Source organism: Streptomyces sp. NPDC048441 (genome assembly GCF_043200235.1).
Taxonomy (GTDB): Bacteria; Actinomycetota; Actinomycetes; order Streptomycetales; family Streptomycetaceae; genus Streptomyces.
In genome coordinates this window covers 39,297-51,787 of the sequence record NZ_JBICXM010000001.1, presented here as the reverse complement: position 1 = coordinate 51,787, position 12,491 = coordinate 39,297, and the positions used below count along the sequence as shown (strand labels likewise).

Here is a 12,491-nt window from a genome sequence, read left to right as displayed (position 1 = left end):
GAGAATACCAGCGTTCAGGGGAACCAAGGGGGAGCACACCATGTCCATCAGCAACCCGCAGGCAAGCGCCGCACACACCGCACGCGGCACCGGCAGTCAAGGCCAGCCCAGCCCCGCCCCCCGAAGCCGCGCCCTAGCCGCCGCAGGCCTCGCCGCCATCGGTCCCGCCACCTGGGGCACCACCTACGTCACGACCACCGAACTCCTGCCCCCGGACCGCCCGCTGCTCGCCGCAGCCCTGCGCGCGCTGCCCGCCGGGCTCATCCTGCTCGCCCTCACCCGGCGGCTGCCCCGTGGTGACTGGTGGTGGAAGGCGGGGATTCTCGGACTGCTCAACTTCGGGGCCTTCTTCCCGCTGCTGTTCTTCGGCGCCTATCACCTTCCCGGCGGCGTCGCCTCCACCGTCAGCGCGGTCATGCCGCTGCTCGTCGCCGGGTTCGGAGTCGGTGTGCTGAAGGTGCGGCCCACGCGTCGTACGTTGATCGCCGGGCTCGTCGGCGTCGTCGGCGTAGGGCTGCTCGTCCTGCGCGGCAGCGCCTCCGTCGACCTCGCGGGGGTCGTGGCCATGCTGGTCGCCACCACGCTGATGGCCCTCGCCGTCGTACTGAGCAAGCGGTGGGGGCGCCCGGAGGGCGTATCGCTGCTCGCGCTCACCGGGTGGCAACTCACCGCCGGTGGACTGGTGTTGGCGCCAATCGCCCTCACCACCGAGGGGCTGCCCGACCACTTCACCGGGGCCAACCTCGCCGGATACGCCTACCTCGGCATCATCGGCACCGCCATCGCGTACGCCCTGTGGTTCCGCGGCATCGAGCGGCTCCCCGCCTCGTCCGTGTCGTTCCTCGGGCTGACCAACCCCGTCGTCGCCACCCTCGCCGGGCTGATTCTTCTGGGGCAGACCCTCACCCTCTGGCAGGTGGGCGGTCTTGTGCTCGTCCTCGCGAGCGTCTTCGTCGGGCAAGGCCGCCCTGCCCGACGCCCATAAACCCCCGCCCACGCCATCCCATCCGACCAGCACTCCGACCAGCACAAGGAGTAGTCACCCCATGCGCATCACCGTCTTCGGAGCCGCCGGAAACGTCGGCAGTCGCGTCGTCGCAGAAGCTCTCACCCGCGGCCACGACGTCACCGCCGTCGTCCGCGATCCCGCCCGCTTCGGCGAGTTGCACCCGGGCGCCACGCATCGCACCGGTGACGCCGGAGTCCCCGAGCACGTGGCCGAGTTGAGTGACGGGCAGGATCTCGTGGTGAACGCCACCAGACCCGCCCCGGGGCGCGAGGCCGAACACGCCGCAATCAACCGGGCGTTGCTCGCCGGCCTCGCCCGCGCCGGAGGCGACGTACGGCTGATCATCGTCGGTGGGGCCGGGAGTCTCACCGTGCCCGGCAGCGACGGCGTCCTCGCCATCGATGATCCCGCCTTCGTCCCCACCGCCTGGCGGCACATCGCCCAGGCCTCCAACGACCAGTTCAACGCCGTGCGCCTCGCCGGGACCGAGGTGGACTGGGCGTATCTCAGCCCGTCCGCCCTGCTTGAGCCGGGCGTCCGCACCGGCGCGTACCGGCTCGGCACCGACGAGTTGATCGTCGATGCCGAGGGGAACTCCGCCATCTCCATGGAGGACCTGGCGGTGGCCCTCCTGGACGAGGCCGAACGCCCCAAGCACCACCGCACCCGCTTCACCGCCGGGTACTAAGGACCGGCGAGGCCTCACCCCCGGTGCGCGCCGCCCCGCGAAGACACCGCGGCGCGGCGCGGCTTCGCCCCGTTCGGCCACAGCCTCGGGCTCCTCTTCGCCGCGAAGTCCTCGATCCAGCCCACCGCCACCACCATCAGGCCGATCAACGGCCAGACCAGGACCGTCATCCACAGCATGTACGTGGTGTCCAGGGCCGAGCTCCAGCGCTCGTCCTCCATGAACGGCAGGTCGTACGCCAAGTCGATGATCGGCACCGTGGCCATGATGAGGAGGTTGTGCCAGAGGTAGATCGTGACCGCGCGGTTGTTGGAGAGCGTGATGAGTCCGTCCCAGCGCTTCAAGCGGCCCGGCAGCTCCTGCCAGGAGGGGGAGTACTGGAACAGGATGACCACGAAACCGAAGGACCATGCCGCCTGGGCGAGCGGGATGTCGTTCAGGTCCCAGCCGTCCGGGCCCAGATGGCCCGACGCCCACCACAGGCCGAAGGCCATGATCAGGGCAGAGACGGACACCGCCAAGTAGCGCGGGACCCGGGCCAGGACACCCTCCTGGTGGGCCATGCCGAGGACCCAGCAGCTGCCGTACACCGCGAAGTCCGACACCGCGTTGCCCGTCTCGCCCGGGATCGTCACGACACCCGTGGCGAGCACCGCCGTCAGAGCGAGGGGGGCGAAGAGCGTCGCCCACGGGACCTTGCGGAACGCCCAGAGCAGCAGCGGTGAGGCGATCACGAACCACAAGTACGCGCGGATGTACCAGAGCGGGCCCGCCGCCTGAGCGGGCCACGTGTCCTCCAGGAGGCCCGCCTTGTCCCCGATGTGCCAGGGGAAGGGCGGGGCGCCTATCGGGAAGATGTAGTTGATCATGCTGACCAGGCCCCACGTGTCCCCGTGGTCCGGGTCCTTGGTCACGTTCCACCCTCCGTAGAAGAGGAGGAAGAGTGCCACCGCGCTGAACGCCCACATGGGGGGCAGGAGTCGGCGGATACGGCCCCTGATCACGCCCCACGCCGGGCGCTTCAGGGAGCGCGCCATCAATGCGCCCGCCAGCGCGAACATCACGCCCATGGACGGGAAGAGAATCGTCAGCCAGGCCCAGCCGAACAGGTGGTAGATCACGACCCGGACGAGGGCGAGGGAGCGCAGTACGTCGAAGTAGCGGTCCCGGCCGCCCGGCTTCTTCGCCGCGGCGGCGGGAGCCGCCGGACCGACCGGCGTCACCGCAAGGCCAGGAGGCGGCGGGACCTGGGGCAGCGGCTGCGTGCGATGCGTGGGTTGCGTGGGATAGGTCATGCGACGGGCCTCCTGTCAGGGCTGCCCGTCCGCTGCTGCGGAATCGAGGGCGGCGTTCCAAGGACTCCCGTGCGCCGGAGCTTCTGCCAGCGAAGGCGGCCTCCGGTCAGGGCGGTGATCCAGGACTGCAACAGCACGACGTACATCAGCTGCCGGTAGAGGATCTGCTGGAGGGGCAGCGAGATCAGATGGGTCATGCGCTCGCGGTCCAGCCGGAAGGCGTACGCCGCGCACACCGCCTGGACGGCGAGCACGCCGAGCCACGCGATGATCGTCTTCTGGGTGGGGCCGAAGACAAGGCCGTACAACAAGAACACGTCGATCAGAGGGGCCAGCAGCGGTGCCAGGACCATGAAGAGGGATACGAGGGGCATTCCCACCCGGCCGAAGCGGCCCGACGGACCCGACTCGATCACCGAGCGGCGGTGCTTCCAGATCGCCTGCATCGTGCCGTACGACCAGCGGTAGCGCTGCGACCAGAGCTGCTGCACCGTCTCCGGCGCCTCGGTCCACGCGCGCGCCTTCTCCGCGTACACGACGCGCCAGCCGTCCCGGTGCATCGCCATCGTGATGTCGGTGTCCTCGGCGAGCGTGTCGTCGCTCATGCCGCCGACCCGCTCCAGCGCCGAACGCCGGAAGGCTCCCACGGCGCCGGGGATGGTCGGCATACAGCCGAGCATGTCGTACATCCGGCGGTCGAGGTTGAAGCCCATCACGTACTCGATGTGCTGCCAGGCGCCGATCAACGAGTCCCTGTTGCCCACCTTCGCGTTGCCCGCGACGGCGCCCACGCCCGGGTCGCCGAACGGCTGCACCAGCTCGCGCACGGTGGACTGCTCGAAGACCGTGTCGCCGTCCATCATCACGATGAGGTCGAAACGGGCGTTGGCTATGCCTCTGTTGAGGGCGGCCGGTTTGCCCGCGTTCTGCTGGCGTACGACGCGGACGTTCGGCAGGCGGAGGCCCTCGACGATCAGCGCCGTGCCGTCCGACGAGCCGTCGTCGATGACGATGATCTCGATAGGGTGGTCGCTCGTCATGAGAGAACGGACCGTGGCCTCGATGCACTTGGCTTCGTTGTAGGCGGGGACGAGGACCGATACCGGTTCGGTGATGTCCGGGCCCCAGCGGAAGCCCCGCTTGCGCACCCGGCGTGCGTGCACCGCGGAGAGCAGCAGCATCAGGCCGAAGCGTGTCAGGACCAGGAAACCGATCACGGCGAGCGCCACGACGAGTACGCCGGTGATGTTCTCCGAAGCGCCGACCAGGAAGACCCAGGCCTTGCCCTTCCACAGTTCGAGGCCGGTGACCGGCGCGTGCGCGCTGGGCGCGTCCAGGGCCTCGGTGAGATTCGTGAAGTGGTAGCCCTTGTCCTGCAGATCGGGCAGGAAGGTGTCGAGCGCGGCGACCGTCTGCGACCGGTCGCCTCCGGAGTCGTGCATCAGGACGACGGCGCCCTTGCCGTGCTTGGGCGTGGCACGGCGGATGATCTCGTCGACGCCGGGGCGCTTCCAGTCCTCACTGTCGGTGTTGTTGACGACGGTGAGATAGCCGCGGCCGCCGATGTGCTTCGTCACCGGCCAGGAGGCGTTGTCCATCGCGTCGGAGAAGGATGAGTACGGGGGGCGGAAGAGCGACGTGCGGATGCCGGCCGCGCCCGCGAGCGCCAGTTGGTTCTGCGACAGCTCCCAGTCGATGCGGCTGGATGACTGGTACGACAGGTCGGGGTGGTTGAACGTGTGCAGGCCGACTTCGTGGCCCTCGCTCACCATGCGCTCGACGAGGTCGGGGTAGCGCGAGGCCATCGTGCCGGTGACGAAGAAGACGCCGTGCGCGTGGTGCTTCTTCAGTACGTCGAGGACCTTGGGGGTCCACTCCGGGTCCGGGCCGTCGTCGAAGGTCAGCACGAGGCGGTGGCGGGGGACGCTCAGCGTCTCCTCGTGGCCGCCTCGGGTGTCGATGACCGGGCCGCCCTCGAGGATCTTCTCCGGGACCTTGTCCGTGCCCACGGGCGGGCGCACGCGGTGGTCGGCGAGGATCTCGCTGTGTGTGTAGCCGCGCAGCATGAGCATCGCCATCAGGGCGACCAGGAGGAGCGAGGGCAGGAGATAGCGCAGGGGGAGCCTGCGCCGCTTGGCGCCGCGGGGCGGCTGCGCGCGGCGGCGACCGCCCCGGGACCGGGTCTGGGACTGGCTCTGGGGCGGCTGACTTCGCCGGGGCTGGGCGTGACTGTTCCGGGGGCCGGTCGACCGGCCCCTGTTGGTACGGGAGTTCATCGCTGTGCGCCCTCCGAGGGCTGCTGGTCAGCGCTTTGCGGGGACTGGTAGCCGACCGACTGGGCGCTCGTCTGCGTGGACTGTGAACCGGCGGCGGGCTGCGCCACGGGGACTTCGCCGCCGGCGCCGGTGGTGCCACCCTGGCTCTCGGTGGGGTCCGGGTCCGTGGGCGGGTCCGTCGGCTCGGTGGGATCCGGGTCGGGGTCCGGGGCCGTGGGGTCGTCGGTCGGATCGGGGTTGCCGCCGCCGCCCGTGGGGTCGGGGTCGGGCTTGCCGCCCCCGCCGGTGGGATCGGGGTCGGGCGAATTACCCGGCTTGTCCTTGCTGTCGTCCGTCTCGGTGGCGTCGTCCGGGCGGCTGCCGCCCGGCTCGGGCGTGCTGCCGTCGCTCGCCGTCGCGCCGGGCGACGGTGTCGCGCCGGGTGAGGCCGAGGGGTCGGCGGAGTCCGCCGGACGGTTCGGTGTGTCCACCTTGCTCGCCGGCTTGTCGTCCTTGGGTCCTGGCATCGGCAGCCAGGGCGCGCTGGAGTTGCCCGAGAAGAGGGTGCCCACGATGATCACCGCGTAGACGGCGCAGGCGATGCCTACGATCACGCCGATCCGGCGATACCTCCGACTGCGGCGGCCCGTCTCATCGACGAAAACCGGCCCGTCAGGCGCGTCTTGGTCACTCTCGGCGGCAAGATCCGCCAGCTGTCGCCCCACCCCGTCGATCTGAACGGTGACCTCGTTCGGATCATGGGTGTGTTCCGGTAGGGCATCTTCTCGCCAATTCTCCATGCGTACGCACAACCCCCCACATAACCTGACTCGGGCGCGCACGACTCCGGGCAACTTGCCGTCGGACCGGGCCCCCACCCGGCCCGAGCGCCCCCCTATCACACCGCGCCCGGACCATGAATGTAGCGCACGGCGGTGACAGTCGTACTAATTCGTCAGTCCAACCTCATCATGATGAGTGCATCTGTGGCCGGAACCCAGCTCTCAGCGGGCCTCTGCAGCCACCCCTCGTCGGCGGCGAGTTCGGCCGCGGCGGTACGCAACGCGTCGACACCCGGATGCACAAGCCCCTTTCTCCACACCATCGACACAGGTGACAGCGGAACAGGGTCGATCAAAGGCCGCAGAACGGACTCAGGCATGGCCGGAAAATCCACCGCGGCGAGTACGGGGTTCCGGTTCTTGGCCATGATTCGCCCGAACTCCTCGGCGCCCACCGCGAGCGGCGCGGGCGGTGCGACCTCGATCCCCCGCCCCTCGAAGAGGCGATGCGCCAGGTCGGTCCACTCCAGAGTCCCGGGGTTGCCCGCCCCCGCGTACACCGTCTCCCCCGCGAGCGCCCCGAGCGGCACCGCGTCGAGCTCGGCCAGCGGGTGGCCGACGGGCAGCAGGACCGCCATCGGCTCGTAGCGCACGGGCTGCTGGGCGAGCCGGGCCCGCAGCGCCGGTTCGAGCCCGGCGTACCGCCCGAAGGAGACGTCGAGCCGCCCGGCGAGCATCTCGGCGGCGGCCCCGGTGAGGCCGCTCTCGAAGCGGGCCATCAGCTCGCAGTCCGGGGCGAGTTCGCGGGCCCGCTCCAGGACGCGCCCGCAGATGAGCCCCGGGCTGTTCAGGTCCACGAGCAGCGGGCGTGCCGCACCGCCGGAGCCCGCGCCGCGCGCGAAGGCGGCGGCCAGGTCGTCCTGCGCGTCGAGCAGCCGACGTGCGTACGGCAGCAGCCGCTCTCCCTCGGCCGTCAGCGTGACCTGCCGTGTCGTCCGTACGAAGAGATCCGCCCTCAACTCCCGCTCCAAGCGCCGCACATCACGGCTCAGCGCCTGTTGGGCGACGTACATCCGGGCGGCGGCCCGCGTGAAATGCAGCTCTTCGGAGACGGCGACGAAGGCGCGGAGGAGGCGGGGCTCCAGGTCGCGGGGTATGCGGGGTATGCGGCGGGGTGCGCGGGGTTCTCCGGTCACGCCGGGAACTTACAACAGCAGCGCATGAATCGGACCCCAGAAGGTGTTGGACCCCGCACCACCGCCCCGGTGAGGGTGATCCCATGCCGCCCGCCGAACCCCACGCACCCCGCCCCCGCTCCCGCACACGCCCCCGCAACCCTTACGCCCCCCTCTTCCGCATACCCGGAGCCACCGCGTTCACCATCGGCAACCTCATCGCCCGCCTCCCCATGGGCATGTTCAGCGTGAGCGCCGTCATCATGATCGCCGGGGCACGCGGTTCGTACGCGCTCGCCGGAGCCGTCACCGCGACGGGCCTCGCCGCGACCGCCGTCGTCGCGCCTTGGACGGCGCGCCTCGTGGACCGGCACGGCCAGGCTCGGATCGCCGTCCCCGCCACCGGGATCGCCGCGCTCGGCTCGCTCTCGCTGCTGCTCTGCGTGCACCACGGAGCGCCCGACTGGACCCTGTTCGCGTCGTACGCCGCGACGGCCACGACCCCCAACACCGGCGGCATGTCCCGGGCCCGCTGGGCACACCTCCTGAAGGGCGACACCCAGGGCCTGCACACCGCCAACTCCTTCGAGCAGTCCGCGGACGAACTGTGCTTCATGCTCGGCCCTGTCCTCGCGGCCTTCCTGTGCGGGGCGTTCTTCCCGGAGGCGGGCACCCTCATAGGGGTCGTCCTCCTCCTGACCGGCGTCCTGCTCTTCGCCGCCCAGCGCACCACGGAACCGCCGCATCGGGGACGTACGACTGCGAAGGACGCAAGGGAGAAATCACCCCTCCGCGCGCGCGGGATGCCCACTCTCCTCGCCACCTTCCTTGCCACCGGCGCCGTCTTCGGCTCGATGGAGGTCGTGACGATCGCCTGCGCCGACGCACAGGGGCACAAGTCCGCCGCGGGCGCGATCCTCGCGCTCCAGGCCGCGGGCTCCTGTGCGTCGGGCCTCCTCTACGGAACGCTCCAGCCGAGCGGGTCCCCGCGCCGCCGCCACACCCTGTGCGTCACCGCGATGGCGGCCCTGATGACGCTGCCACTCCTGGCCGCGACACTCACCGGCTCGCTCCTTGTGCTCGCCGGGGCTCTCCTTGTCGCCGGAATGGCGACGGCCCCGACGATGGTCACCGGCATGTCCCTCGTGCAGGAGCGCACCCCCGAGGGCCGGTTGAACGAGGGCATGACCCTCGCCGTCACCTGCATCCTCGGGGGCATCGCGTGCGGCGCCGCGGCAGGCGGTTGGATGGTGGAGCACCTGAGCCCCGCCCAGGGTTACGCGGTCCCGGTCACCGCCGCGTGCTGCGCCCTGCTGCTCAGCATCGCGCGGGCTTCCGCCACGAACACTCCAGGTCGCCGCTCTGCTCGGCCCCGCGCCGCGAGCGCGGCTTGACCAACTCGGCCGTGTCCTCGGTCGACTTGGCGAGCGTCACCACGATCGCGTCCTCAAGGGCCTTCACTGAAGAGGGCAGGTAGTTGTTGAGGACGATGCTGAACACCAGCTCACGCCCGCCCGCGTCCTTCACGTACCCCGAAAGAGCGGACGCCCCGGTCAACGACCCCGTCTTCGCCCGTACGTTGAGGGCCGCAGGAGTCCCGCACATCCGCGTGCGCAGCGTGCCGCCGACGAACTTGTCCGGGGCGCAGGCGACCGGAAGCGACTTGTACCAGTCGGCGTACCAGGGCTCGCCCTTGGCCGCCAGGAGCAGCTTGATCAGCTGGTCGGCGGGGACGTTGTCCTTGCGCGAGAGCCCGGAGCCGTCGACCTGGCGCAGCTTGCCGGGATCGACACCGGCGGTCTTCAGATAGCCGCTGATGGCCGCGAGACCATCCGTCCAGCTGCCGGGCCGCCCGGTCGCCTCGTACCCCATCGCCTTCGTCAGGCTCTCCGCGTGCATGTTGTTGGAGAGCTTCATGAAGGGGATCATCAGCTCCTTCAGCGGCATGGAGTCGTGCGACGCGAGCTGCCGCGCGCCCTTGGGGGTGGCGAGCCCGGCCTTCGTCGGCCCGCTCACCCGCACCCCGTGCGCCTTCAGCGCGTCCCGGAAGATCGCGGCCGCGTAGCCGGTCGGCTCCCAGACGGTGATCCACTCCTTGGTGGCATCACCCCCTACGGGGACGGTCCCGGTGACCGTGATGGTGTTGGTGCCGTGCTCGCGCTCGATGGTGAGCGTGTCCTCGCCGCCCGCCGCGACCGTCTTGGCGCTGATGTCGACGTCTACGTAGTCCGTCTTCGGCGACACCGTCACCTTCGGCCTGTCCCCCGCCTTCGCACCGGGTGTGGCCTCGACGATGACGGTCCCGGTGTCGTAGTCGGTGTCCGGGGCGACGCTCAGTGCGGAGATCTGTGCGGCGTAGTACGCGAATTCGTCGTCCCCGGACCAGGTGTCGCCGATGCGCTTGTCGTCGAACCGAGTGTCGTCCGCGACCAGGCGCCCCGAGACCTTCCGGACGCCCGAATCGGCGATCTTCGCCGCGAGTTGGTCGTAGTCCTTGGCGAGCGTCGTCGGGTCGCCGGTGCCGCGCAGATAGAGGTCGCCGGAGAGGACGGGGCCGTGCTGCTTTCCGTCGGTGAGTACGTCGGTGGTGAAGCGGTGGTCGGGGCCGAGCCGCTCCATGGCCGCCGTCGAGGTGAGCAGCTTGGTGTTGGACGCGGGCATCAGGCGCCCGCTGGGCAGGTGTTGGTAGAGCACGTCACCGGACGCGGCGTCGGCGACGACGACGCTCGCCGCGCCGCCCTCCATCCGGGGATCGCCGAGGATGGTGTCGATGGCTTCGGGCAGGCCACTGCGGTCCGAGTCCGCCCCTGCGGGCGAGCTGACGGAGAGGGTGGCCGCCGCGACGCCGAGCACGGCGGGCCAGATCCAGTGGCGCATACGGGTGTTGACGCGTCTCACGGGTCTACTCATGACCCAGGAGCATCCCCGACTCCGGCGCCCCGCGACAGACCCCACTCCGGACACATCGGCCGCACCGTGCGCCCGGCCGCGTGCGGCGGCGTGCGGCGGCACCGGGGCAGCAGCGCGGCAAGCAGCATGAGGGCGGGTGCGGGGTCGGCGGGGGCCACGGCGTCGCGGCGGCAGACCAGGGCGTCGGGGTCGCCCGGGGGCTGCTGGAGGCTGTAGCCGTCGGGACACGGGGAACCGGCGTCGCCCGTCTCGCCCTTGGGCCCATGCTCGCCCCGCTCGCCACGCGGACCGGCGGGACCCGCGGGTCCTTCGGGTCCTGAGGTGCCGCCCGCGCCGTCGGACCCGCGAGCGCCGTCGGAGCCCGGCGGCCCCGCCGCCCCTGCCGGTCCCGCAGGACCCTGTTCGCCGTTCGCGCCGTCCGGGCCCGCGGCCCCGGTCGGGCCCGGCTCGCCGGACGCTCCCGCTTTCCCGGGCTCCCCCGCCTCGCCCTGGCCACCCGCCCGGCCACCGGTCCCCCGCGCGCCTTTCTCGCCCGGCTTCCCGTCCGCGCCACGTTCCCCCGCGGGCACCCGCACCCGGGACAGCAGGTCGTCGACGGCCTCGGTGGGGTCCGGCGCGGCGGGAGTGCCCCCCTGGGAGCGCACCTGCGCACGCAGGGTGCGCACGTCACGGGCCAGGGTCGACACGGCCGTGCCCCGCCGGCCCGCCTCCGCCGCGAGCTGATCGGCACGGCGGTCACCCGCGTCGATACGGGCCCAGAGGAGCACCGCTACGCCGGAGAGCGCGACCAGGACGCAGACGAGGAACACGCTGCGCCAACGACGGGCCAGGAGTCGCTCGAACTGAATCACGGAGTGCCTCCGAGCCGTTGGTTGTCGATGAGCAGACGGGCGATCTCGCTCTGATCATGGACGTGCAGAGCGTTTAACTCGGCCAGCTTCATGTCGCGTTCGGCGACCTGGCGCTCCAGCCGGTCCCGTTCGGTCTGGAGCTTGTCCGTGAGGCTGGAGAAGCCGGTGAGCGCGTTCTCACCGCGCTTGCCGAGATAGGCCACCACTGCCGCGCCAAGAACCCCGAGGCTGGCGAGAAGGGAGCCGAAAAGAGTGACGGTGGCATCCAAGCGACTGCCTCCTGCACTTGCGTACTCAGCCCGGCCACTGCGCGCCGAGCCGTTGGGAACCTGCACTCGGATGGAGTAACGAGTCACATGCCCAGAGGATGTGCCCGGGAATGTTTCCCGGGCACACGGAAAAAGCCCCCTGGCCAGTGACCAGAGGGCTTTAACCTCACATGGGAATTGTGGAGATGGCGGGAATCGAACCCGCGTCCAACGGTGCAAAATCAGGGCTTCTCCGAGCGCAGTTCGCTGCGATTTTCTCGGCCCCGGAGATCTCGCGAACGTGTCTCCGACGGGCCCAGTCACTGTTTGATTTCCCATCGAACCCCGTGACCGGGCTCGATGGTTTAGTTCCCTAGATTATGCCAGGGTCCGGGTCGGGAACACCCCCGGGCTGACACCCATTAAGGGTCCTTCACTCACTGCTAATTAAGCAGCGAGGGCGAAGGACTGGGAATCGCTCTTGGAATTGGCGATTATTGGTTGCGACATATGGTTTACGAGATCATTGTCGCTTCCTCGGCTCGCTTCCCCTGGTTCGACATCCGCTGTCGAAACCGATCATCCCCATGTTGACCACTATTGAATTAGATACCGCTCAAAACACGCACCCGCTGTGAGGTGCAGTGCCCATCGTACGTGACCAACGCACGTCGGGGCCAGCCAATTCCCGCGCGGCCCACCGGACCGCGAGGGCCAGGCGCTGCGCCGGGCTCTGCGCTAGGCGCTGCGCTGACGCTTCTTGACGTCCGCGACCGCGCGGTTCGTCTCGCGCAGGTCCTGCTTCTCCTTGAGCGTCTGGCGCTTGTCGTACTCCTTCTTACCCTTGGCAAGCGCGATCTCGACCTTGACCCGGCTGTCCTTGAAGTACAGCGCGAGGGGCACGATCGTGTGACCCGTCTCGTTCGACTTCGACTCGAGCTTGTCGATCTCGTCCCGGTGCATCAGGAGCTTGCGCTTGCGCGTGGCGGAGTGGTTGGTCCACGTGCCCTGCACGTACTCCGGGACGTGGATGTTGTGCAGCCATGCCTCGCCGTTGTCGATCTGTACGAAGCCGTCCACCAGGGAGGCCCTGCCCATCCGCAGCGACTTGACCTCGGTGCCCATCAGGACGAGGCCGCACTCGTACGTGTCGATGATGAGGTAGTCGTGCCGCGCCTTCTTGTTCTGCGCGACCATCTTCCGGGCCGGGGCCTTCTCAGCGGCCTTCGCGGCCTTGCGCTTAACCTTTTCCTTAGCCATAGTGCGTCCATTTTCGCA

11 protein-coding genes and 1 other RNA gene are annotated in these 12,491 nt (G+C 70.0%); 3 read left to right on the top strand and 9 right to left on the bottom strand.

The genetic code is table 11. The features are described 5' to 3' along the window. Nucleotides 1-40 precede the first annotated feature (40 nt). Nucleotides 41-985, top strand: coding sequence for an EamA family transporter (locus ACGFSB_RS00185; protein ID WP_393391781.1), 945 nt, complete (start codon nucleotides 41-43; stop codon nucleotides 983-985). Between the two features lie 61 nt (nucleotides 986-1,046). Then, a complete protein-coding gene (locus tag ACGFSB_RS00180; RefSeq protein ID WP_393391778.1) occupies nucleotides 1,047-1,697 on the top strand; it encodes an NAD(P)-dependent oxidoreductase in 651 nt (216 codons plus the stop codon). Between the two features lie 14 nt (nucleotides 1,698-1,711). Here ACGFSB_RS00180 and ACGFSB_RS00175 read toward each other — a convergent pair whose 3' ends face one another. From ACGFSB_RS00175 to ACGFSB_RS00160, 4 genes are all read right to left on the bottom strand, one after another. Further along, nucleotides 1,712-2,992 (bottom strand): acyltransferase, encoded by a 1,281-nt coding sequence (locus tag ACGFSB_RS00175; protein WP_393391775.1) that lies wholly within the window; start codon nucleotides 2,990-2,992, stop codon nucleotides 1,712-1,714. Then, nucleotides 2,989-5,268 carry a glycosyltransferase gene (locus tag ACGFSB_RS00170; RefSeq protein ID WP_393391772.1) on the bottom strand — a complete coding sequence of 760 codons (2,280 nt, stop codon included), beginning with the start codon at nucleotides 5,266-5,268 and terminating at the stop codon, nucleotides 2,989-2,991. Before ACGFSB_RS00170 ends, ACGFSB_RS00175 begins: the two co-directional genes overlap by 4 nt. After that, on the bottom strand, nucleotides 5,265-5,861 hold the full coding sequence (locus ACGFSB_RS00165; RefSeq protein WP_393391770.1) for a hypothetical protein: 597 nt from the start codon (nucleotides 5,859-5,861) through the stop codon (nucleotides 5,265-5,267). The genes ACGFSB_RS00170 and ACGFSB_RS00165 overlap by 4 nt, the downstream gene beginning before the upstream one ends. A gap of 341 nt (nucleotides 5,862-6,202) precedes the next feature. Continuing rightward, nucleotides 6,203-7,225, bottom strand: a complete 1,023-nt coding sequence (locus tag ACGFSB_RS00160; RefSeq protein ID WP_393391768.1) for a LysR family transcriptional regulator — start codon at nucleotides 7,223-7,225, stop codon at nucleotides 6,203-6,205. Between the two features lie 83 nt (nucleotides 7,226-7,308). On the opposite strand from ACGFSB_RS00160, the gene ACGFSB_RS00155 reads away from it, so the two are divergent. Then, nucleotides 7,309-8,598, top strand: coding sequence for an MFS transporter (locus ACGFSB_RS00155; RefSeq protein WP_393391765.1), 1,290 nt, complete (start codon nucleotides 7,309-7,311; stop codon nucleotides 8,596-8,598). On the opposite strand, the gene dacB is transcribed toward ACGFSB_RS00155, so the two are convergent. The 5 genes from dacB to smpB all read right to left on the bottom strand — a co-directional run bounded on the left by dacB (nucleotide 8,522) and on the right by smpB (nucleotide 12,473). Continuing rightward, on the bottom strand, nucleotides 8,522-10,114 hold the full coding sequence (gene dacB / locus ACGFSB_RS00150) for a D-alanyl-D-alanine carboxypeptidase/D-alanyl-D-alanine-endopeptidase (RefSeq protein ID WP_393391763.1): 1,593 nt from the start codon (nucleotides 10,112-10,114) through the stop codon (nucleotides 8,522-8,524). The genes ACGFSB_RS00155 and dacB overlap by 77 nt on opposite strands. Next, complete coding sequence (locus tag ACGFSB_RS00145; RefSeq protein WP_393391760.1) at nucleotides 10,111-10,965, bottom strand: collagen-like protein; 855 nt, start codon at nucleotides 10,963-10,965, stop codon at nucleotides 10,111-10,113. Before ACGFSB_RS00145 ends, dacB begins: the two co-directional genes overlap by 4 nt. Continuing rightward, the gene (locus tag ACGFSB_RS00140) at nucleotides 10,962-11,234 is read right to left on the bottom strand and encodes a hypothetical protein (RefSeq protein WP_393391757.1); all 273 of its coding nucleotides are present in this window, start codon (nucleotides 11,232-11,234) and stop codon (nucleotides 10,962-10,964) included. Before ACGFSB_RS00140 ends, ACGFSB_RS00145 begins: the two co-directional genes overlap by 4 nt. A 177-nt stretch (nucleotides 11,235-11,411) precedes the next feature. Next, nucleotides 11,412-11,800, bottom strand: a transfer-messenger RNA (tmRNA) gene (ssrA, locus tag ACGFSB_RS00135). 151 nt (nucleotides 11,801-11,951) lie between these two features. Then, entirely contained in the window at nucleotides 11,952-12,473 is a 522-nt protein-coding gene (gene smpB / locus ACGFSB_RS00130; RefSeq protein ID WP_393391756.1) for an SsrA-binding protein SmpB, read from the bottom strand. Between the last annotated feature and the right edge of the window lie 18 nt (nucleotides 12,474-12,491).

Excerpts from the sequence above, each read along its gene's own strand:
- ACGFSB_RS00185 (WP_393391781.1), top strand. The coding sequence starts at position 41 with ATGTCCATCAGCAACCCGCAGGCAAGCGCCGCACACACCGCACGCGGC.
- smpB (WP_393391756.1), bottom strand. The coding sequence starts at position 12,473 with ATGGCTAAGGAAAAGGTTAAGCGCAAGGCCGCGAAGGCCGCTGAGAAG.
- ACGFSB_RS00180 (WP_393391778.1), top strand. The coding sequence starts at position 1,047 with ATGCGCATCACCGTCTTCGGAGCCGCCGGAAACGTCGGCAGTCGCGTC.
- ACGFSB_RS00170 (WP_393391772.1), bottom strand. The coding sequence starts at position 5,268 with ATGAACTCCCGTACCAACAGGGGCCGGTCGACCGGCCCCCGGAACAGT.
- ACGFSB_RS00175 (WP_393391775.1), bottom strand. The coding sequence starts at position 2,992 with ATGACCTATCCCACGCAACCCACGCATCGCACGCAGCCGCTGCCCCAG.
- dacB (WP_393391763.1), bottom strand. The coding sequence starts at position 10,114 with ATGAGTAGACCCGTGAGACGCGTCAACACCCGTATGCGCCACTGGATC.
- ACGFSB_RS00155 (WP_393391765.1), top strand. The coding sequence starts at position 7,309 with ATGCCGCCCGCCGAACCCCACGCACCCCGCCCCCGCTCCCGCACACGC.